Genomic DNA, 21,043 nt, shown 5'->3' on the forward strand with positions numbered 1-21,043 from the left:
TGCCGGCGGCTCCGCCGGCCGTCATCGCATCCCTCCCGCCGCGGCCGTCGCCGCGAGCGTCGCGTAGAGCGGATACCGCGCCGCGATCGACGCACAGCGCTCCCGCAGCTCTTCGCGCCGCTCGTCGAAGTCGGAGCCCAGCGCCCCGCGGACGACCGCTCCCAGCTCGGCGAAGTCGCGCTCCTGGAGCCCGCGCGTGGCCAGCGCCGCCGTGCCGATGCGCACGCCGGAGGAGACCATCGGCGGCCGCGGATCGAACGGGACCGCGTTGCGGTTGGCGGTGATGCCGATCTCGTGGAGCCGGTCCTCCGCCTGCCGGCCGTCGAGCGCGGAGTCGCGCAGGTCGGCGACGACCAGATGCACGTCCGTGCCGCCCGACCACACCCCGACGCCGTCGCCGCGGGCGTGCAGCAGCGCGGCGGCGATCGCCCGGGCGCCCGCGATCGTGCGCTGCTGGCGCTCTCGGAACTCGGTGCTGGCCGCGAGGCGCAGCGCGACGGCCTTGCCGGCGATCGCGTGCTCCAGCGGCCCGCCCTGCTGGCCGGGGAAGACCGCCGTGTCGACGGTCCTCGCGTGCCGCTCGCGGCAGATGATCATGCCGCCGCGCGGGCCGCCGAGCGTCTTGTGGATCGTCGTCGTCACGACATCCGCGTGCGGAACCGGGTTGGGATGCAGTCCCGCCGCGACCAGCCCGGCGAAGTGGGCCATGTCGACCATCAGCAGCGCACCGACCTCGTCCGCGATCTCGCGGAAGCGCGCGAAGTCGAGCTGTCGCGGATAGGCCGACCAGCCCGCGACGATCATCCGCGGCCGCGCTTCGCGCGCGATCCGCGCGACCTCGGACATGTCGATCAGACCGGTCTCCTCCTGCACGCCGTAGGGCGCCACGTCGTAGAGGCGGCCCGACACGTTGAGTCGCATGCCGTGGGTGAGATGACCGCCGTGGTCGAGGCGCAGGCCCATGATGCGGTCGCCCGGCTCCAGCAGCGCGTGGTAGACGGCGGCGTTGGCCTGCGCGCCGGAGTGCGGCTGCACGTTGACGTGGTCGCCGCCGAACAGCCCCTTGGCACGGTCGATCGCGAGCTGCTCGGAGCGGTCGACGAACTCGCAGCCGCCGTAGTACCGCTTGCCCGGGTAGCCCTCCGCGTACTTGTTCGTCAGCACGCTGCCCTGGCATTCGAGCACCGCGCGCGGCACGAAGTTCTCCGACGCGATCATCTCCAGCGTCTGCCGCTGACGGCCCAGCTCGTCGTCGAGCACCGCGGCGATCTCCGGATCGACGTCGGCGAGCGGACGCTCGAAGAAGCCCGGCGGCAGCTTCGGCCCGTCGACGCTCATGCCAGCAGCTCCCGGTAGGCCGCGGCGTCGAGCAGCCGCTCGCGCTCGCTCGGGTCGCCGAGCCGCACCCGCACGATCCAGCCATCGCCGTATGGCGAGGCGTTGACCAGCGACGGCTCGTGGGCGAGCGCCTGGTTGACCTCGATCACCTCGCCCGACAGCGGGGCGATCACGTCGGAGACCGCCTTGACCGACTCCATCTCCGTGTACGTCTCATCCTTGGAGACCCTCATTCCGACCGCCGGCAGGTCGCAGAAGACGATCTCGCCGAGCGCGTCCTGCGCAAACCACGTGACGCCGAACGTCGCCACGTCCGGCCGCGCCGGATCGATCAGGGCCCAGTCGTGCTCAGGGTGGTAGAGCCGGTCGCTCGGGTAGCGCTCGTCTGCTGGCATCAGCGTTCCTTGGGTCGGTAGATGGGCTTTTCGACGACGACTGCGGTGCGGGTCCGGCCGCGCACGTCGATCGCGATGCGCTCGCCGACCCGGGCGCGGGCGGCCGGCAGGTAGGCCATCCCGATGCCGACCCCGAGCGACGGCGAGTGGGTCCCGCTCGTCACGACGCCGCCGCCGTCGACGGCGTTGCCGGGTCGCGCGATCCCGGGGCCGTCGATCGCGAACGGCACGAGCCGCTCCGCGGGGCCGTCGGCGCGCGTCGCCGCGACGGCCTCGGAGCCGATGAAGCCCGTCTCCTCCTTGCAGCACCAGCCGAGCCCGGCCTCGATCGGCCCGCGCGATTCCGTCAGGTCGTTGCCGTAGAGGTGGAAGCAGACCTCCAGCCGCAGCGTGTCGCGTGCGGCCAGGCCGACCGGCGCGGCGCCCGCGCCGACGATCGCGTCCCAGAGGACGGTCGCGTCGTCCGGCGCGACGAGCAGCTCGACCCCGTCCTCGCCGGTGTAGCCGGTACCGCACACGAGCGCCTGCACCCCGGCGACGGTCAGATGCGCCGTGCGAAACCGCCTCGGCAGCTCCTGGCCCGCGCTCAGCAGGCCGGAGACGAGCGCGCGCGCAGCGGGCCCCTGCACCGCGAGCATCGCGTGGTCGTCGGCGCGGTCGACCACCTCGACGCCGTCGAACGCCTCCGCCTGCCGCCGAAACCAGGCCAGGTCCTTGGCGTGGTTGGCGGCGTTGGTGACCGTCAGGAAAACGTCGTCGGCGAGGCGGTAGGTGAAGAGGTCGTCGAGGACGCCGCCGTCGGCGCGGCAGAGGACGCTGTACTGCGCTCCGCCGACGGACAGCGTGGCGACGTCGTTGGAGAGGATGCGCTGCAGGAACTCGAGCGCCCGCGGACCGCGCGTCGCGATCTCGCCCATGTGCGACACGTCGAACACCCCGACGCCGTCCCGCACCGCGAGGTGCTCCGCCTTGACCCCCGACGCGTAGTGAAGCGGCATCTCCCAGCCCGCGTACGGGACGAGCTTGGCGTCGGCGGCGATGTGACGATCGTGCAGCGGTGTTGCGCGCATGGCTCTCGGACCCCCGTCGTGGATACGCACTGGACCAGTGGTCCAGTGGCTAGACCAGTGTGCCACTGCCACGACCGCGTGTCAACGCGGTCGCGGCCTTCGCACCGTCTCCGTCGAGCGGGGGTCCGCCCGACGGAGCGCGCTCACGATCGCTTCGCGCTGCTCGCCCCCGTGGGCGCGCTCTCCGCCGACGCAGCCGGGAACAGCAGCTCGGCGTGATGGCAGGCGGTGAGCTGCGGGGCGCCGTCCGTTCCGACGTCGCGGATCTCCGGCTCGGCGACGCGGCAGAGATCGGTCGCGAGCGGGCAGCGCGGATGGAAGCGGCACCCATCCGGAAGCCCGTCGAGGTCAGGCCGCTCGCCGTGCGCGACCGGCTCCAGCCGGCGGCCCGCGGCCTCGGGCTCGGTGCTCGGGACCGCCGCCAGCAGCGACGCCGTGTACGGGTGCGCCGGTCGCGACCAGACCTGCTCGGCGTCGCCCAGCTCGACGATGCGGCCGAGGTACATGACCGCGATCCGGTGGCTGATGTGCCGAACCATCCGCAGGTCGTGCGAGATGAAGACGAGCGTCAGCTCCAGCTCGTCGCGCAGGTCGACGAGCAGGTTCGCGATCTGCGCCTGGATCGAGACGTCGAGCGCCGACAGCGCCTCGTCGGCGAAGACCAGCTCGGGCTCCGTCGCGAGCGCCCGGGCGATCCCGACGCGCTGTCGCTGACCACCCGACATCTGGTGGGGATAGCGGCCGGCGAAGTGCGCGTCCAGCCCGACCAGTTCGAGCAGCTCGCCGAGGCGCGCCGCACGCGACCCGCGGTCGCCGACGCGGTTGACGCGCAGCGCCTCGCGGATCGCCTCGCCGACCGTCATGCGCGGGTTGAGCGACGAGTACGGGTCCTGGAAGACCATCTGCATCCGCGGCCGCACCGAGCGCAGCTCGCGCCGGCCGAGGCGCGCGATGTCCTCGCCGTCGAAGACGACCTGGCCGCCGGTCGGCTGCAGCAGCCGCAGGATCGCGCGCGCCGCCGTCGACTTGCCCGAGCCGCTCTCGCCGACCAGCCCGAGCGTCTCGCCGCGGCGCAGGTCGAACGAGATCCCGTCGACCGCGCGCACCGCCGGCGCGCGCCGGCCGCGCCGCCCGCGCCGACCGGGGAACGTCTTCTCCAGCCCGCGCACGTCCAGCAGCGGCGCCTCGTCGCGTTCAGCCATGATGCGTCACCGCCTCGTGCTCGATGCCGCCGCGCACCTCGCGCCAGCGATGGCACGCGACCTCGTGACCGCCGCCGACCGGCTCCAGCTGCGGCCGGTGGACGCGGCAGGCGTCGACCGCCCACGCGCAGCGCGGCGCGAACGCGCAGCCGTCGCCGCGCTGCGCCGGGTCGGGCGGCGAGCCGGGAATCGGCGTCAGCCGCGTGCGGTCGCCCGCTCTCGGCAGCGAGTTCAGCAGTCCGATCGTGTACGGATGCGACGGTGCGCGGAACAGCTCCGCGACCGTCGCCTGCTCGACGACACGCCCGCTGTACATCACCGCGACGCGGTCGGCGAAGCCGCCGACGACGCCGAGATCGTGCGTGATCCAGACGGTCGCCATCCGCGACTGCTCCCGCAGCCGCGCCACGAGCGCGAGGATCTCCGCCTGCACGGTCACGTCGAGCGCGGTCGTCGGCTCGTCGGCGACGAGCACCTTCGGATCGCACGAGAGCGCGAGCGCGATCACGATCCGCTGCCGCTGGCCGCCCGAGAACTGGTGCGGGTGGTCGCGAAGGCGCGCCGCCGCCCCGGGGATCCCGACCGCTCTGAGCAGCTCGACGGCGCGCTCGCGCGCGGCCGCCTTGCCGAGCCCGCGGTGGTGACGGATCACCTGGGTCAGCTGGTGGCCGACCGACAGCACGGGGTTCAGCGACGTCATCGGGTCCTGGTAGACCATCGCGACCTCACGGCCCCGGATCGCCGCGATCCGCGCGCCGTCGTCGGCCAGCAGCTCCTCGCCGCGGTAGCGGATCGAGCCGGCGGTCCGGCTCTGCGCCGGCAGCAGCCCCATCAGCGCGAACGCCGTCATCGACTTGCCGGAGCCGCTCTCGCCGACGACGCCGAGCGCCTCGCCCGGCGCCAGGGTCAGCGAGATCTCGTCGACGACGCGCACCGCGCCGCCGCCGTCGGGCGCCGGGAACTCGACGACGAGATCCTCGACCGCCAGGAGCGGTTCGGGCGACATCAGCGTTCCTCCTTGCGTGGGTCGAGCGCGTCGCGCGCGCCGTCGCCGACGTAGTTCACGCACAGCACGGTCACGAGGATCATCAGGCCGGGGAAGAAGCCCCGCCACCAGTGGCCGAGGTTCGTGACGGCGTCGCGCGACTCGTTCAGCATCCCGCCCCAGGTCGCGTGCGGCGGCTGGAAGCCGAGGCCGAGGAACGACAGCGCCGACTCGGTCAGGATCGCGGTCGCGATCCCGAGCGTCGCCGAGACGATCACCGGCGTGAGCGCGTTCGGCAGGATGTGGCGCACGACGATGCGGACGTCGCCGACGCCGAGCGAGCGCGCCGCGTCGACGAACTCGCGCTCCTTCAGCGACAGGTAGCTCGCGCGCACGAGCCGCGCCGTGTTCATCCAGGTGAACGCTGCGATCGCGGCGACGATCGTGCCGAAGCTCGCGCCCACCAGCGTCACGAGCAGGATCACGACGAAGAGGCTCGGCAGCGAGTAGAAGACGTCGACGATGCGCATCAGCGCGTTGTCGATCAGGCCGCCCCAGTACCCGGCAATCGCGCCGACGACGACGCCGAGCAGCGCCGCGACGAGCACCGCCGCCGTCGCGACGGCCAGCGTCAGGCGGCCGCCCGAGAGCACGCGCGCGAGCTGGTCGCGGCCGAGCTCGTCGGTTCCCATCGGGTGCGCGAGCGTCGGCGGGAGGTTCTTCGAGCCGAAGTCGATCCGCTCGGGCTCCGCGTCGAGCACGAACGGGCCGACGATCACGGCGAGCAGCAGCACGCCGAGCACGCCGAGCGCGACGACCGCCAGCGTGTGGCGGCGGAAGCGGCGCCAGGCATCGCGCGAGAGGGAGCCGTGCAGCTCCGTGAGCGGCGGCTTTCGGGTCCTAAGACGCATAGCGGATCCGCGGGTCGAGGAGCGAGTAGACGATGTCCGCGACGAGGTTGGCGACGACCACGAGCGCCGCGCCGATCATCAAGATCCCCAGCAGCACCGGGTAGTCGCGCAGGTTCGCGGACTCGACGAAGAGGCGGCCGATGCCGGGGATCGCGAAGATCGTCTCCATCACGACCGACCCGAGGAACAGCTCGGGGATCGTCAGCACGGCGACCGTCACGACCGGGATCGCCGCGTTGCGCAGCGCGTGGCCGACGATCACCGTGCGCTCGCGCAGGCCGCTCCCGCGCGCGGTGCGGACGTAGTCCTGCTGGAGCACGTCGAGCATCGCGCCGCGCACGTAGCGCGCGAGCTGCGCGGTCGAGACCGCGGCGAGCACGATCACCGGCAGGATCATGTGGCGCACGCGATCGATCACGGCGCTGAAGCCCTCGTGGTCGGCGCGCAGGTCCTCGAGGCCGCCCGACGGCAGCCAGCCGAGCGAGTACGAGAAGACGAACAGCAGCATCAGCGCGAGCCAGAAGCTCGGCATCGCGACGCCGACGAAGCTCAGCCCCGAGCTGACGTAGTCGAACCACGAGTACTGCTTGCGCGCGGCCAGCACGCCGATCGGCACCGCGATCGCGATCGCGAGCAGGAACGCGGCGCCGGTCAGCAGCAGCGTGTTGGGCAGCCGCTCCCAGATCATCGTCAGGACCGGCCGCCCGGTGTTGAACGACGTCCCCCAGTCGCCCGTGGCCACGCCGCCGGCCCAGTTGAAGTACTGGACCGGCAGCGGGTCGTCGAGCCCGTAGTGCTCGCGGATCTGCTCGACGCGCGCCGCGTTCTGCGCCCCCGTGCCCTCCGACGAGGCCAGCGGCCCGCCGGGGGTCATCTGCAGCATCGCGAACAGCAGCAGGCTGATCCCGATCAGCAGCGGGATCGCCTGCAGGCCGCGTTTGACGAGGAAGGTCGTCATCGCTTCACGTCAGGCCGGCGCCGCTCAGCGCTCGAGCCACCAGTCGGCGGCGCTCGGCCACATGCCGTCCCACCAGTCGACGTCGACGCCCTTCATGCGCGTGCTCCACGTGTAGCCGCTCGTCGAGCTGTAGAGCGGCAGCGCCGGGCGTTCGGTCGCGAACAGCTCGACCGCCTGCTCGTAGAGGTCCTTGCGCTCCTCGACGTCGAGCGTGCTCGCCGCTCTGCCGACGAGCCGGTCGAACTCCTCGTTGCACCAGTGGACGTACGACGTGCCGTTCTTGTTGTCGGGGCCGGGCACCTCGGCGCACGTGAACATCGCGGCCCAGCCGCCCTCGATCGGATCGCGCGCGAGCCCCTCGCGGCTCATCACGATGTCGTAGTCGCCGCGCGCCAGCCGGCCGCCCTCGTCGTAGGTGCCGAAGATCAGGTTGCTCGGCAGGTTCTGGATCTTGACCTCGATCCCGACCTCTTCGAGGTTCTGCTGGATGACCTGCTGGTACAGCTCGCGCGTCTGGTCGCCGCTGAGCGTCTGGAAGCGCAGGCTGGCGCGGACGCCGTCCTTGACGCGGATGCCGTCGTCCCCTCTCACCCAGCCGGCTGCGTCGAGCAGCTCGTTGGCCCGCTCGGGGTCGAACGGCGCCGCGGGGCGGTCGACCCTCGCGAAGCCCGAGTAGACGAACGCGCCGGTCAGCGTGCCGAGCCCGTCGAGCACCTCGTCGACGATCTGCTGGCGGTCGATCGCGAGGTCGATCGCCTCACGGATCGCGGGGTCGCCGAGCACCCTGTGCGGCCGGTCGGAGCCCTTGTCGGACTGGTTCAGCCACAGCCACTCGACGTGCGAGCCCTCACGCGGGCTGACCTCGATCGCCGCGCCGCTCTCCTGCGCGCTTCTCAGCGTCGGCATGTCGCCGGCGGTGATGAAGAAGACGCTGTCGTACTCGCCGCGCGTGAACGAGTTGATCGCGGTCTGGGCGTCGGGCGTGACGCGCAGCGTGATGCCGTCGAGCTTGGGGCGTCTGTCGCTGCGCCAGTACGCCTCGTTGCGCTCGAGCACGATCTTGTTGCCCGTCTCCCAGTTCGTGTACGTGAACGGACCGGTGCCGAGCGGCAGGCGCGCCTGCGGATCCTCGGTCGTGACCGCGCTCGATCTGAACTTGTGCTTGGGCAGCGTCTGACGGAAGAGCCCGAGGTAGTAGGGGTTCGGGCGCTTCATCGTGACCTCGACCGTCTGCGGGTCGACGACTCTGACCGCTCTGACGAGGTTGTACTCGGTCGGCGCGATCGTCGTGCTCTTCGGGTTGCGGATCACGTCGTAGGTGAACTCGAGGTCCTCCGCCGTGAACGGCTCGCCATCCGACCACGTCACGTCGGGCCGCAGTCTGTACGTGACCTTCAGCCCGTCCTCGGTGACGCCGCCGTTCTCGACCGTCGGCACCTCGGCCGCGAGCAGCGGCTCCCAGGTGCCGTCCGTGCGCCCGAGGAAGAGCGGCTCCTGGACCCAGACGGCGAGCCCGAGCGGGGCCGACTGGTTGTGGAACAGCGCGTTCATGCCGCCTGGCTCCTGGACGAGCGCGATCAGCGCCGTCCCGCCCTCGACCGGTCTGCCCGCGACCGCGTTGGTCGTGCCCGTCGCATCCGTCTTGGCGCCGTCGCCCTCGCCCGACGCGCCGCCGCATCCGACGAGCGCCAGCGCGAACGTTCCGACCGCAAGCGCGGCGGTCAGCGCCTTCCGGCGCCGCGCCCGCGCACCGGGCGCCTCGCCGCGCCCATGCCTTGCTCCACACACGTGCGTTCTCCTCCGCTGCATCGTTGAGACTTAAGGCCTTACTTGGAGTCCAATAGTACGAATTGGCTTGGTCGCTGTCAACGCGCGAGCACGCGCGCGAAGAACGCCTGGACCGCCGGGAACAGCGGCGTGCCGGCGTGTCCGACGCCCGGCACCTCCACGTGTTCCACCTCGACGCCGTGGGCGCGAAGCGCGTCGCGCAGCGTCCGCATGCGCTCGACGCGGGTCGCGCCGCAGTCGTTCGCGCCGGCCATCCAGTAGCGGCTGCCCTCCGGCAGCAGCACGTCCCAGTTGTCGGTGTCCTCGGCGCCGACGGCGATCAGCACCGGCACGCGGCGCAGCGCCTCGAGGTCGAGCGCGCGCCCGAAGTGGCGCTCGAGGTCGCGCACGCCGACCCACCACTCCCGCCCGAGGTCCGGCAGCGTCGGCCACCCGGGCGCGCCGATCGAGACCGCGCGCAGCCGCTCGGGATGGACGAAGAGGAAGCGATTGGCGAACTGGCCTCCGCCGGAGAAGCCGTGCAGCAGGAAGCGCTCGGTCTCTATCCGGTACATCTCGGCGACCTCGTCGACCATCGCCAGCAGCACCTCGTCGTAGCGGATCTCGTGGAACGCGAGGAACTTGTAGTTGTGCAGCTCGCCGCGCTCGTGGATGCCGCACGGGAACAGCGGCGCGAGCACGACGCAGCGGTGCTGCTCGGCGAACTCGGCGAACGCGTCGCGGTAGGTGTGCGGTCTGCGCTCGGTGCCGTGGACCGCGACGACGAGCGGATAGGTCGCATCCTCGCGGTCGTGCGCCTCCGGCACGTAGAGGCAGTAGGAGAAGCGCTGGTCGGAGCCGAGCGCGTACACCGACGTCGCGCCGACGCCGAGATGGGCGCGCGGCGTGCAGCCGGCGGAGCACGGCGTCGCGCAGTTGAAGATGCAGCGGCGGCCCGTGCCGAATCGCGCCGCGCCGAGGTTCCGATCGACGCGAGCGCTCATCGGATCGCCTCGTAGAGGTTGAGGTCGAGCCGCTCGTGCGGCGTGTCGCACGGCGTGCCGATCGCGATCCAGTACTCCCCCGTCGTGAGGTCGACGTAGTTCGACGTCACCGTCTCCCACCGTTCGAGCGGCTCGACCGCGTCGTTCGCGTGCGCGCAGACGGCGTCCGGATAGCCGAAGTGATCGCGCAGGCCGGCCGCGATCGCGGCGCGCAGCGCCGCGCTGTCGGTCAGCTCGCGGCAGCCGCGCAGCGCCCGCTCGAGCCGCGGTACGCGGTAGATCGAATCGCCCGTCATCGGCCGGTAGCGGTCGGCCAGCTGCGCCGGCATGAACGCCTGGTAGTGGTTGCCGTGGACGATCAGACCGCGCTCGCCGTAGGTCCAGCCGACGCGGCCCGGGGTCGCCTCGACGCTGACGCTGAAGCCGTCGCGGTGCGTGACGAGCAGGTTCGACGGGATCTGCGGCTGCGCGCGCGTCGCCCATTCGAGCGCCTCGCGCATCGTCGCGGACTCCAGGATGCGGCGCCGGATGAAGGGCTGCGGCACGCCGATCTCGTTCGCGAAGCGGCCGCCGAGGCCGTTGGCCTGCAGCGAGATGCCAGCCGAGCTGGCGCCGTGACGGCCGATCTGGCCGGCCTCGACCTGCTGCACGACCGTCGGCTTGCCGGGCGCGGCGATCCGCAGCACGACGATCGTGTCGCGGATCTCCCTGCGCCAGTCCCAGTTCTGGCCCGCGTAGACGTGGCCGTCGCCGGCGGCGCCGTCGCAGAGCGAGAACGAGGTGCAGCCCTCCGGCTCGACCTCGGCGAAGGTCGGGTCGTAGACGATCTCGCCGCGCGCGTTGAGCGCGAGGATCTCGTCCAGCTCGCGGCCGCTGCCCTCCGCGATCCCCTCGACCTCCTCCAGCAGGTCGGGGAACTGCTCGCGCAGCAGCGGGATCCACGTGCGCGCGCGGTCGCAGACGGCGCCCCAGCCGATCCCGAGCGCGGCCTCGAACGCCGGCTCGTAGTACGCGATCGCGCGCGCGATCCGGTCGGCGGCGAGCGCGCCGTAGCGCTCTCCGCGCTCACGCGGCGCTCCCGCCAGCTCGATGACGACGACCTGCTCACCCATCGCTGTCCTCCGTGCGGATGTAGACGGCCTTCACGTCGCTGTAGTGCGCGAGCGCGTGCGGCCCCAGCTCGCGGCCGTAGCCGGACTGCTTGAAGCCGCCGAACGGCGTCGAGACGCGCACCGACGTGTTCGAGTTGACCGAGACCACGCCCGAGTCGATCGCGCGCGCCATGCGCAGCGCCCGTGCGCCGTCGCGCGTCCAGATCGAGCCCGAGAGCCCGTAGCTCGTGTCGTTTGCGAGCCGCACCGCCTCGTCCTCGTCGGCGAACGGGATCACGACCGCGACGGGGCCGAAGATCTCCTCGCGCACGGCGCGGTCGCCGGCGGCGACCGGGCTCAGCACGGTCGGCGCGAACCAGTAGCCGGGCCCGTCGGGCGCGCTGCCGCGGATCGCGACCGGGGCGTCGTCGGGCACGTAGGAGGCGACCTTGGCGCGATGCGCCGAGGAGATCAGCGGGCCCATCTCCGTCGCCGGGTCGAGCGGGTCGCCGACGCGCAGCCCCTCGACGTGCGGCGCAAGCTCGGCCAGGAACTCGTCGACCGCCGCGCGCTGGACGAGGATCCGCGAACGGGCGCAGCAGTCCTGCCCGGCGTTGCCGAACATCGCGGCAGGCGCGGCCGCGGCGGCCGCCGCGATGTCGGCGTCGGCGAAGATGACGTTCGGCGACTTGCCGCCCAGCTCCAGCGTCACGCGCTTGACGGTCGCGGCGGCGGCCGCGGCGACGGCGCGGCCGGTCGCGGTCGAGCCGGTGAAGCCGATCTTCGCGACCTCCGGATGTTCGACCAGCCGGGCGCCGGCCGTCGCGCCCGGGCCGGCGACGACGTTCAGCACCCCGTCGGGCAGGCCCGCGTCGAGCGCGATCCGCTCCAGCCGCAGCGCGGTCAGCGGCGTCAGCTCGGCCGGCTTCAGGACGACGGTGTTGCCGGCCGCCAGCGCCGGGGCGAGCTTCCACGACGCGATCGCCAGCGGGAAGTTCCACGGCGTGATCAGCCCCACGACGCCGAGCGGCTCGTGGAAGGTCATCGCGGCGCCGCCGGCGACCGGGATCGTGTCGCCGAGCGCGCGCTCGGGCGCGGCCGCGTAGTAGGCGAACGTCTCCGACACCATCGCCAGCTCGCCGCGCGCGTCGCCGAGCGGCTTGCCGGCGTTGCGCGCCTCCAGCGTCGCCAGCTCGTCGGCATGGTCGGCGACCGCGTCGGCGAGCCGGCGCAGCAGCCGGCCGCGGTCGGCCGGAGCGACCGCGCGCCAGGCGGGCAGCGCCGCGCGCGCCCGCGCGACCGCCGCGTCGATCTCGCGCGGCCCTGCGCTCGGCAGCTCGGCGAGCGTCGTCTCGGTCGCCGGCTCGACGACCGTCAACATCGGTTCATCCATCTCGGTGGTGGTCTCCGTCTCGGTTCAACTGCGGCCGCTGCGGAACAGGCCGCTCGCGCGCCCCTCGACGCGCGTGCGCTCCCACTCCGTCACGACCTCCTGCCACGCGCGCAGCTCCCACTCGCGCGTCGCGGCGAAATGCGCGCAGAAGCGCCGTCCGAGCCGCGCGTGCAGCTCGTCGGCGGCGCGGAAGGCGCCGAGCGCGGTCGCGAGATCGCGCGGCAGCTCGGCGCCGGGGGCCTCGGGGGTCGCGGCCGGCGGCGGCTCGCGACCGGCGTCGAGCCCGCCGTGGATCGCGGCGACCGCGGCCGCCAGGACGAGATGCGGGTTCGCGTCGGCGCCGGCGCGGCGCAGCTCGACGTGCGTCGCGCGCGGATCGGCCCCCGCGACGAGGCGGACGGCGACGGCGCGATCGTCGAGCGCCCACGACGCGGTCACCGGCGCGAACCAGCCCGGGACGAGGCGCTTGTAGGAGTTGATCGCCGGGTTGTAGATCGCCGACAGCGGCGCGAGCGTCTCGACCAGGCCGGCGACCGCGTGCCGCAGCGGCGGCGCCGGCGGCTCGCCCGCGCGCAGGTCGCCGGCGAAGACGTTGGCGTCGCCGCGGTCGAGCAGCGAGAGGTGGAGGTGGCCGCCGGAGCCCTCCTCGCCGACCGCCGGCTTGGCGAGGAAGCTCGCGCGCATCCCCTGCTGGCTCGCGACCTCCTCGACGCAGGCGCGCAGCAGCGCGGCGTGATCGGCAGCGGCGGTGCCGATCGCCGGCGCGAGGTTGACCTCGACGAGGCCGGGACCGGCCTCGGTGTGGAGCGCGGAGAGGTCGAGGCCGCAGGCGCTCGTCGCGGTGCGCAGCGCGTCGAGGAACGGCGCGAGCGCGCCGAGCTCGCCGGCGCTGTAGCTCCGCCCGCCGGTGACGGGCGCGCCGTTCTCGACGTCGTGGAGACGGAACTCGAACTCGAACGCCGCGCAGACGCGCAGCCCGTGGGTGGCTTCGAGCGCGGTCAGGACCGTGTCGCAGACGACACGGGGCGCGATGTCGCATGGCGATCCGTCCTGCCAGCGGACGTCGGCGAGGCACCACGCCCAGCTCGGCCGCCACGGCAGCGGCGTCAGCGTGCTGAGGTCCGGCCGCAGCAGCAGGTCGCCGGCACCGCGACCCGGCCCGACGCAGGTCGACGTCGCGATCGGCGTGTCGAGCGCGTCGGTCGCGAGGATCAGGTCGGTGATCCCGACCGCGTCGCGGTGGACGGCGTCGGCGAACTGCCGCGCGGAAAGCGCCTTGCCGCGCAAGACGCCGTTGAGGTCGGGAGTCGACAGCACGACCCACTCCGACGCATCGCCCATCAACTCCTCCATCCAACACGACCAAAAGGACTCAAGACAAGACCATAATACCTCGGAGCGACCCGCCGTCAAGGCGAGCCCCCTCGACGCTTTCGAACTCCCGATCAAAAGAGCTTATGTCCTTGCTTCAATACCTTTATGCATAGACCTCCTGCTCCGCTGATCGGGATCACGACCTACCGTGCGGACGCGCGCTGGGGCGTCTGGGAGCTGCCGGCGGCGCTGACGCCATGGGCATACGTCGAAGCGGTCGCCGACGCCGGCGGCGCGCCCGTGCTGCTGCCGCCGGCAGGTGCGCCGGCGGAGGCGCTCGTCGAGCGGCTCGACGGGCTTCTGCTGTGCGGCGGCCCCGACATCGCCCCCGCCCGCTACGGCACCGATGCGGATGCGCGCACCGGCCCACTTGACCTGCCGCGCGACGAGCACGAGCTCGCGCTGATCGCCGCGGCGCGAGCGCGAGAGCTGCCATTGCTCGGCATCTGCCGCGGCATGCAGCTGCTCAACGTCGCCGCCGGCGGCACGCTCGACCAGCACATCGCGACGGCCGCCGACCACGCGGCGGCGCCGGGCGTCTTCGCGGAGCACGACGTCGCGCTCGCCGCCGGCAGCACGGTCGCACGGATCGTCGGCCCGAAGACGCGCGTGCACTCCTACCACCACCAGGGGATCGCGTCGCTCGGCGCCGACCTGACCGCGACCGGGGAGGCGCCGGACGGCACCGTCGAGGCGATCGAGGTCGACGGCGCGCCGTTCGCGCTCGGCGTCCTCTGGCACCCCGAGATGGGGACAGACCGCGCGCTCTTCCGCGCGCTCGTGGAGGCCTCCCGCGCCTGAGCGCGCACGCGCCACCGCCGCGGATCTTCGCTTGCCTATTGCGCTTATGGCACACTCTCAGAGCCATCACATGGTTCCCGAATGACTGCGACGAGAAAGCAAGCGACCGGTAGACAGCGCTCCACGGGGGCTGCGAGCAGACCGGCGCGAAGAGAGGCCGCCGATGGCGGTGCGGTCACGTTCGAGCCGATCGAGCAGCTGCGCGCGCACGAGTACGTCGCCGAGCAGATCCGACGTCAGATCGGTCTCCACCTGATCCCGGTCGGCGGCGCGCTGCCGTCCGAGCGCGACCTCTCGACGATGTTCGGCGTCGGCCGCGCGACGATCCAAGCGGCGATCCGCCTGCTCGAGGCCGACCGCATGGTCGAGACGCGCCGCGGCCGCCACGGCGGCACGTTCGTGATTCCCCACGACGAGGACGCGATCGCGAAGGACTATCTGCTCGTCCGCCTGCGGCGCGATCGCGAGCGGATCGAGCAGGCGCTCGAGTACCGCGGGAACGTCGACCGCTTCGCCGCCGCGCTCGCGGCCAAGCACCGCACCGCCGAGGAGCTGGAGCGGATCCGCCAGGCGCACGAGCGGACCGCGGCCGCCGAGACCGACGCCGAGTTCATGGCGCACGACACCGAGTTCCACCTCGCGCTCGCGCGGGCCGCGCACAACGAGTTCGTCTACGAGGCGGTCGAGCAGATGCGGCTCGTGCTCAACGACGCGATCGCCGCGCTGCCGGAGAGCAGCCCGTGGCGGCGGCGCACGGTGAAGGAGCACGGCGCCGTGCTGAAGGCGATCGAGGCCCGCAGAGTGGACGCGGCCGCGAGAGCGATGGCGCGACACGCGAACGGCACCGCCAGAAGCGTCGCCGCGCTGCTCTCGGCGCTCTAGCGTCTCTGAGCAGGGGGAAGTGCCGGCGGCCGGGCGGCCGCCGGCGGGTCACTCCTCGATCTCGTGCGCGAACTCGCGCTCGAGGTCGGTCAGGCACGCGTCGATGATCTCGATCATCCGCTCGCATTCGGCGCGCGTGATGACGAGCGGCGGCGCGAGGTGCAGCACGTCCCAGACGCGCGTGATCATCCCGCGCTCCTGCGTGCGCAGCCCGAGCTGCTTGATGAACGGGTGCGAGACGCCCCACGCCTCGCGCGTGCGCTTGCTCTTGACGAGGTCGACCGCGCACAACAGCCCGAGCCCGCCGCGCACGTCGCCGACGGTCGGGTGATGGGAGAGGCCTTGCGCCAGCTCGTGGAGGTATGTGCCGATCTCGGCCGACCGCTCGACGAGCCCCTCGCGCTCGATGATCTCGATGTTCTTCGCGGCGGCCGCCGCGGCGACCGCGTGCCCGCCGAACGTCAGCAGGTGGTTGATCGCGTTGCCGTGCCGCTTGAACGGCTCGAAGACCTCGTCGCGGACGGCGACCGCGCCGATCGGGGCGTAGCCGCTGGAGAGGCCCTTCGCCATCGTCATCAGGTCGGGCACGACGCCGTAGTGCTCCGCGGCGAACATCGCGCCGGTGCGGCCATAGCCGGTGATCACCTCGTCCATGATCAGCAGCACGCCGTGGCGGTCGCAGATCTCACGCAGCAGTTGCCAGTACGCCGGCGAGGGCAGGTGCGTGCCGTTCGCCGCCGAGATCGGCTCGCCGATCACCGCCGCGACGTGCTCGGGGCCCTGGACCAGGATCTCCTGCTCGACCCAGCGGGCGCACATGAGGTCCCCCTCCTCGCCCTCGAGCCCGAAGTCGTTGCGGTAGCGGTTCGGCGAGGGGACCCGCGCGACGCCCGCCATGAACGGGCCGAAGTACGCCTCGCGCTGGCTGCCGGTGAGGCTCGCGGCGCCGAACGTCGTGCCGTGATAGGAGCCACGCCGGCAGATCACCTTGTAGCGCTTCGGAAAGCCGCGCAGGACCTGCACCTGCTTGGCGATCTTGAGCGCCGTCTCGACCGCCTCCGAGCCGCCTGAGACGAAGAAGACGCGGTCGAGGTCGCCCGGCGTGCGGGCCGCGATCGTCTCGGCCAGCTCGACCGTCGCCGGGTTGGTCGAGTTCGACGCGGCGGTGTAGGCGACGCGCGATGCCTGCGCCGCCATCGCTTCAGCGATCTCGTCGCGACCGTGGCCGACGTTGACGAGGAACAGTCCCGCGAGCCCGTCGATGTACCTGCGCCCCTGGACATCGGTGAGCGTCGAGCCCTGGCCCGACGCGAACACGCGCAGCCCGCGCTCGGTGAACTCGTCCCACTCGACGTCGTTGCTGTGCGGCCACAGGTGCTCGATCGCCGTCTGCTCGAGCGCGTGCCGGCTCGCCTCTTGGACGGCCATCATGCCCCCTTCAATCTGAGATCCATATTGGCCTTAGGATAGATCCTTTAGATGTTCTGGTCAATAAGGCCTTGCAGCGCCGGGAGGCGCGCGAGCATGGTGCCGGCGACCGTCGGGCGGGGCGGGAGGAGGCGAGCCAGCGGGACGTCGTCGCGGCGCGGGCATCGGGATCGCGCCTCCGGGCGGGAAGCCGTACCCGGCGCCGCGCGCACCGCCGCCGCTGCCCGCGGCCGGCGGCGAGCGGCGATCCGCCGACATCGGCCGGCCGCGTCTTCCCGGCCGGTGCTCAGGGGTATCGGATCACCATGCCTTTCACCGACACGCTTCGCAGATTGGCGCCGAGCCGCGGGAAGCCGAAGCGCCGCTCGCCGCTGCGCGGGCTGGCGCCGCGCCGCCAGCGCGGCGGCACCAGAGGCGGCTGGAGCCTCCGGCGCAGATAGCGCCTCGCGGCTGGACGCTCGCGCCCGCCCGCCGGCCGGCGCGCGGGCCGGAGGCTATGCGGGCGCGGGCTGCGCCTCTCCGTCGTCGCTCGCGAGGCCGGCGACGCCGAGGCGCTCGAGCAGCTCGGCGACCAGCGGCGGCACGGCGCGCCGGTTGAACAGCGCGCGGACCGGCGCGTGCGGCTCGGGGTCGAGCGCGACGACGACGACCTGGCCGCCGAGCGCCGGCCCCGGCGGATCGGTGACGAACGCGAACTGGTCGTCGCCGTGGATCGACGTGATCGGGGGCGTGCCCTGCATCGGCGTGCGTTCCGCGCGCGGCTCGAAGCCGGCTTGGCGGCAGAGGTCGATCAGGTGGTTCGCGTAGGCCGACCTGGTCGGCTCGCCGAAGACGATCAGGCGGTCGTCGGCAAGCTCGATCAGACGCAGGCGCCCGCGTCCGGCGAGCCGGTGCCTGGCGCTGAGCGCGATCCGCAGCGGGTGGCCGCCGATGCGAACGCTCGCGAAGCCGTCGGGGGCCGACATGCTGCGCGACAGCCCCAGGTCGATCTCGCCGCGCGCCAGCGCATCGGCCAATGCCGACGGGTAGAGCTGTCTGACGCTGAAGGTGATGTCCGGCACGACGCCGAGGAGCGTGCGCGTGATCTCGGCGACCTGCTCGCCGCTGACCGCCGGCGTGCGGCCGACCCGCAACATCGGGCGAGCGCCGGAGGCGGCCGCTCTCACCCGCTCGCGCGCGGTCACGGCGGCGGCGATGAGCGCGCGCGCCTCGACCAGCAGAGCGCGACCGGCGGCGGTCAGCTCGACGCGCCGGCTGGAGCGGGCCAGCAGCGGCGTCCCCAGCTCGCGCTCGAACTGCCGGATCGACTGCGACAGCGCCTGCTGGGTGAGGTGGAGCCGCTTCGCGGCACGCGTGAAGCTCTGCTCCTCGGCGACGGCCGTGAAGTGCTCGAGCTTGCGCAAGTCCAGCGACACGGCCCGAAACGTACCTGGCGCAGCGGCACCAGTAGCTGCAGTTGTGGATCGATCCGAGAAACCTGTTCGCCGCGCCGGCCTGGCGCCGTTACGGTCGTCGCGTTGCCCGCCAGGCGGGCAGCGTCCCTCCGATCGCACGTCCACGAGCGGCCGCGCGGCCATGCGCCGCCGGCAGGCTCGCGGCCCGCCAGCCCCCTCCGCCGTGACAACGACTCTCCGACGCGCCGGCGAGGACGCACAGCGCGTCAGCTCGCCCGATCCGCTCTTCGCCGCCCGCCGTGCGTGCGAGCGTCAGCCGGCGACGGCGGGGCGGCCGTGACGGACGCGGTCGCGGTCCGCCGCGCCGCGGCGGGCGGGGTCGTCGAGCGAGCGATCGCGGTGGCGCTCGACGCCGTCGCCACCGAGGTCGGCGCGGCGACGACGACCTTCTTCACCGTCGGCGACGACGGCGAGCTCGCCTCCTCGACGGTGCACGTCGCCGGCGCGGGCGCGGACGCGGCGAGCGCGCTCGCCGCCGTAGCGCGTTGGAAGCGCGAGCTGCGCGAGGTCGACCTGCTGGCGCCGCGGACGCTCGCCGGCCGGCCCGAGCCGGTCGTGACCGTCGGCGACCTGGAGGCCGCGTTCGCCAGCGACCCGGTCGCCGCCGCCCGGTACCGCGACCTCGGCGTCGTCGGCGACGCGCGGCTGCTGGTGCGAGCGCCGCACGGCATCGTCGCGGGCGTGACGATCTGGCGCGAGCTGTCGAGCCGTCCTCCGGGCGAGCGGCGGCTGGGAGCGCTCGAGCGCCTGCAGCCGTTCGTCGAGCGCGCCTACCTCGAGGCCGTCGCACGGCCCCGGGAGCGCGACCGCCTGCTCGCCCCGTTGAGCGCGCGCGAGCGGGTCGTCGCGCGGATGCTCGCGGAGGGGGCGACGAACGCCGAGATCGCCTTCGCGTTGCAGCTCGGCCTCGAGACGGTCAAGACGCACGTGCGCGCGATCCTGGCGAAGCTGCGGCTGACCTCGCGCCGCGAGCTGATCGGCCGCCTCCCCGTCCCCGCGCGCGCCGGCGCCGCGGCCGCGCGCGACGCGGCGACGGCCTCCGACCTGCTGGCGGCGCTGCTGCGGTGGGCCGGTGCGCGGATCGATGCGGCGGCGGGCGGCTACGCCGTCCTCTCCGGCGGCGGAGCGATCGCCGCGGAGCGGGCGGCGGCGGTGCGGCGCGACGGCGCCGTCGAGCCCGACCCGGCCGCCGAGGCGATCCATGCCGAGCTCCTCGCCGACCTGCTCGCGCGCCGCGCGCCATCCGCCTCGAACGCCCGCGGCGCCGTCGGCTGGCAGCTCGAGCCGCCAGCGCGACCGCCGACGGGCTGCGCGGAGCGCGCCGGCTGGGGCGCGCCGCGCGCCGTCACGCTGCGCCTGCACGGCCACGTCGCGGCGGTCGCGTGGCTCGCGCCGCGGCGGCGCGGCGCCCGGCTCGACGACCCGGCCGCGGTCGAGGCGATGCGCCGCCTGCGCCCGCTCGCGGAGGCCGCCTCCGCGCCGTTGGTCCAGCGGCTGCTGGCGCGGTCGCGGTCGCGGACGCCCCGACGCGATCCCGTCTCCGCGCTGTCGCCGCGCGAGCGCGCGATCGCGCGGGCGGCCGCCGCCGGCGCGAGCAACCGCGAGATCGCCGCGAGGCTCGGCATCCGCGAAGCGACGGTGAAGAGCCACCTCACGCGCGTCTTCGTGAAATGCGACGTCCGCTCGCGCGCGCAGCTGGCCGCGCTCCTGCGTCGGAGATGAGCGCGTCGAGAGCGCTTCGCGGCACGGGACGGGAGCGGGTCGACGCGCGCTTCGCCGCGCTGGTCGAGCGCGTCGCGGCCCGGGCGGCCCGCGACTGCGCCGCCGCCGGCGAGGGCGTCGTCGGCTGGGCCAAGGAGAGCGACCAGCTGGCGGAGCACGTCACGCTCGCGGTGACCGCGGCGCTGCTGGAGCGGCGGCCGCCCGCGGATGCCGAGCGCGAGCAGATCGCGCGGCTCGGCGAGCTGCGCGCGCGTGAAGGCGTCCCGCTCGAGACGCTCGTCGCCGGCGTCCGCGCGGCGAGCCGCCACGGGATCGGCCTGATGCGGGAGCTCGCCGACGAGCTCGCGCTCGAGGTCGAGGAGGTGCTGGAGCTGACGGCGCTGCTGCTGGAGTGGGCCGACGCCGCGGAGGAGGCCCTCGGCGCCGCCTGCCGAGCCGTCGAGCGCGAGGCCGAGCGCGCCGGTCCTCGGCGCGACGGGCGCGAGCTGTCCGCGTTCGTCTTCGACCTCGTCGGCGGTCTCATCGCGCCGCGGCAGGCGCTCGAGCGGGCAGACGCGCTCGGCCTCGACGTCGACGCCGCGCACGTCGTGCTGCGCGCGCGGTCGAGCATCGCGCTGAGCGCCGAGGAGATCGCCGCGGCGATCGTGCCGTCGCGCTGGTCGCCGGGGATCGCCGCCATCCGCGGCGAGGAGGTCGTCGCGATCGTGCCGGCACCGGCGACGGTGGAGCTGCCGGTCCCCGCGGGGGTCGGCCCGTCGGTCGCGCTGACCGCCATCCCGCGCTCCTACCGCGTCGCCGGCGTCGTGCTGAACGCGGCGTCGGCGTTCGGCCAGACCGGTTGCCGGCGGCTGGAGGATCTCGGACTGCTGACGACCATCCTCGCCGACGACGACGTCGGCGACCTGCTCGTCGCGCGCTACATGACGCCGCTGGAGGAGCTGGGCGGCTTCGGCGCCGAGGTGCTGCGCTCCCTGCGGGTCTACCTCGCATGCGGCCTGAGCGTCGAGAAGGCCGCGCGGGCGCTGTTCGTGCACCAGAACACGCTCCGCCATCGTCTCGGCCGCTTCGAGCAGGCGACCGGCGCCGACCTGCGCGACGTCCGCCAGCTCGCCGAGGTCTGGTGGGCGCTGGCCCGCGTCGACGCGCTCGGGCCCGACGGGCGCTGACCGCCGGGCGCGCCGACCGGCGGCGACCGCGTCCGACGCGCGGCGGAATCGCCGGTCCCCTTCCTCACCGAAGCTGCACGGAGCGGCACGCCGTTGGTCGTT

The 21,043-nt window shown here is 73.5% G+C and carries 19 protein-coding genes; 5 read left to right on the forward strand and 14 right to left on the reverse strand.

Features of this window, described 5'->3' with window-relative positions:
• Window positions 1–21 precede the first annotated feature (21 nt).
• The 12 genes from BDZ31_RS00555 to BDZ31_RS00610 form a co-directional block, all read right to left on the reverse strand.
• On the reverse strand, window positions 22–1,338 hold the full coding sequence (locus BDZ31_RS00555; protein ID WP_183337956.1) for a serine hydroxymethyltransferase: 1,317 nt from the start codon (window positions 1,336–1,338) through the stop codon (window positions 22–24).
• Window positions 1,335–1,733 carry a glycine cleavage system protein GcvH gene (gene gcvH / locus BDZ31_RS00560; RefSeq protein ID WP_183337958.1) on the reverse strand — a complete coding sequence of 133 codons (399 nt, stop codon included), beginning with the start codon at window positions 1,731–1,733 and terminating at the stop codon, window positions 1,335–1,337. The genes BDZ31_RS00555 and gcvH overlap by 4 nt, the downstream gene beginning before the upstream one ends.
• Window positions 1,733–2,803, reverse strand: coding sequence for a glycine cleavage system aminomethyltransferase GcvT (gene gcvT, locus BDZ31_RS00565; RefSeq protein WP_183337960.1), 1,071 nt, complete (start codon window positions 2,801–2,803; stop codon window positions 1,733–1,735). The genes gcvH and gcvT overlap by 1 nt, the downstream gene beginning before the upstream one ends.
• A gap of 143 nt (window positions 2,804–2,946) precedes the next feature.
• Window positions 2,947–4,005, reverse strand: coding sequence for an ABC transporter ATP-binding protein (locus BDZ31_RS00570; protein WP_183337962.1), 1,059 nt, complete (start codon window positions 4,003–4,005; stop codon window positions 2,947–2,949).
• Window positions 3,998–5,011, reverse strand: coding sequence for an ABC transporter ATP-binding protein (locus tag BDZ31_RS00575; RefSeq protein WP_183337964.1), 1,014 nt, complete (start codon window positions 5,009–5,011; stop codon window positions 3,998–4,000). Before BDZ31_RS00575 ends, BDZ31_RS00570 begins: the two co-directional genes overlap by 8 nt.
• Entirely contained in the window at window positions 5,011–5,901 is an 891-nt protein-coding gene (locus BDZ31_RS00580; RefSeq protein ID WP_183337966.1) for an ABC transporter permease, read from the reverse strand. Before BDZ31_RS00580 ends, BDZ31_RS00575 begins: the two co-directional genes overlap by 1 nt.
• Window positions 5,891–6,859 carry an ABC transporter permease gene (locus BDZ31_RS00585; RefSeq protein WP_183337968.1) on the reverse strand — a complete coding sequence of 323 codons (969 nt, stop codon included), beginning with the start codon at window positions 6,857–6,859 and terminating at the stop codon, window positions 5,891–5,893. Before BDZ31_RS00585 ends, BDZ31_RS00580 begins: the two co-directional genes overlap by 11 nt.
• 24 nt (window positions 6,860–6,883) lie before the next feature.
• Window positions 6,884–8,647, reverse strand: coding sequence for an ABC transporter substrate-binding protein (locus tag BDZ31_RS00590; protein ID WP_183337970.1), 1,764 nt, complete (start codon window positions 8,645–8,647; stop codon window positions 6,884–6,886).
• Between the two features lie 77 nt (window positions 8,648–8,724).
• The gene (locus BDZ31_RS00595; protein WP_183337972.1) at window positions 8,725–9,630 is read right to left on the reverse strand and encodes an alpha/beta hydrolase family protein; all 906 of its coding nucleotides are present in this window, start codon (window positions 9,628–9,630) and stop codon (window positions 8,725–8,727) included.
• Window positions 9,627–10,742 carry a C45 family autoproteolytic acyltransferase/hydrolase gene (locus BDZ31_RS00600; protein ID WP_183337974.1) on the reverse strand — a complete coding sequence of 372 codons (1,116 nt, stop codon included), beginning with the start codon at window positions 10,740–10,742 and terminating at the stop codon, window positions 9,627–9,629. Before BDZ31_RS00600 ends, BDZ31_RS00595 begins: the two co-directional genes overlap by 4 nt.
• Window positions 10,735–12,114 (reverse strand): aldehyde dehydrogenase family protein, encoded by a 1,380-nt coding sequence (locus tag BDZ31_RS00605; protein WP_246344361.1) that lies wholly within the window; start codon window positions 12,112–12,114, stop codon window positions 10,735–10,737. The genes BDZ31_RS00600 and BDZ31_RS00605 overlap by 8 nt, the downstream gene beginning before the upstream one ends.
• Window positions 12,115–12,138: 24 nt before the next feature.
• A complete protein-coding gene (locus tag BDZ31_RS00610; protein WP_183337976.1) occupies window positions 12,139–13,455 on the reverse strand; it encodes a glutamine synthetase family protein in 1,317 nt (438 codons plus the stop codon).
• 138 nt (window positions 13,456–13,593) lie between these two features.
• Here BDZ31_RS00610 and BDZ31_RS00615 point away from each other — a divergent pair, with 138 nt between their 5' ends.
• On the forward strand, window positions 13,594–14,289 hold the full coding sequence (locus tag BDZ31_RS00615) for a gamma-glutamyl-gamma-aminobutyrate hydrolase family protein (protein WP_183337978.1): 696 nt from the start codon (window positions 13,594–13,596) through the stop codon (window positions 14,287–14,289).
• Between the two features lie 81 nt (window positions 14,290–14,370).
• On the forward strand, window positions 14,371–15,171 hold the full coding sequence (locus BDZ31_RS00620; protein ID WP_183337980.1) for a FadR/GntR family transcriptional regulator: 801 nt from the start codon (window positions 14,371–14,373) through the stop codon (window positions 15,169–15,171).
• A 48-nt stretch (window positions 15,172–15,219) separates the two neighbouring features.
• On the opposite strand, the gene BDZ31_RS00625 is transcribed toward BDZ31_RS00620, so the two are convergent.
• Window positions 15,220–16,599: an aminotransferase family protein gene (locus BDZ31_RS00625; RefSeq protein WP_221242767.1), complete on the reverse strand. Its 1,380-nt coding sequence runs from the start codon at window positions 16,597–16,599 to the stop codon at window positions 15,220–15,222.
• A 305-nt stretch (window positions 16,600–16,904) separates the two neighbouring features.
• Here BDZ31_RS00625 and BDZ31_RS25310 point away from each other — a divergent pair, with 305 nt between their 5' ends.
• Entirely contained in the window at window positions 16,905–17,039 is a 135-nt protein-coding gene (locus BDZ31_RS25310; RefSeq protein WP_281381448.1) for a hypothetical protein, read from the forward strand.
• Window positions 17,040–17,093: 54 nt separating this feature from the next.
• Here the strand turns inward: BDZ31_RS25310 and BDZ31_RS00630 are convergent, their stop codons facing one another.
• Window positions 17,094–18,014 (reverse strand): LysR family transcriptional regulator, encoded by a 921-nt coding sequence (locus tag BDZ31_RS00630; protein WP_183337984.1) that lies wholly within the window; start codon window positions 18,012–18,014, stop codon window positions 17,094–17,096.
• A gap of 315 nt (window positions 18,015–18,329) precedes the next feature.
• Between BDZ31_RS00630 and BDZ31_RS25715 the strand changes: the two genes are divergently transcribed.
• Together BDZ31_RS25715 and BDZ31_RS00640 are read left to right on the forward strand one after the other, a co-directional pair.
• Complete coding sequence (locus BDZ31_RS25715; RefSeq protein ID WP_183337986.1) at window positions 18,330–19,775, forward strand: LuxR C-terminal-related transcriptional regulator; 1,446 nt, start codon at window positions 18,330–18,332, stop codon at window positions 19,773–19,775.
• A complete protein-coding gene (locus BDZ31_RS00640; RefSeq protein WP_183337988.1) occupies window positions 19,772–20,941 on the forward strand; it encodes a PucR family transcriptional regulator in 1,170 nt (389 codons plus the stop codon). The genes BDZ31_RS25715 and BDZ31_RS00640 overlap by 4 nt, the downstream gene beginning before the upstream one ends.
• The last annotated feature ends 102 nt before the right edge of the window (window positions 20,942–21,043 follow it).

Origin of the sequence: Conexibacter arvalis (assembly GCF_014199525.1) — a bacterium.
In the GTDB taxonomy this organism is placed as follows: domain Bacteria; phylum Actinomycetota; class Thermoleophilia; order Solirubrobacterales; family Solirubrobacteraceae; genus Conexibacter; species Conexibacter arvalis.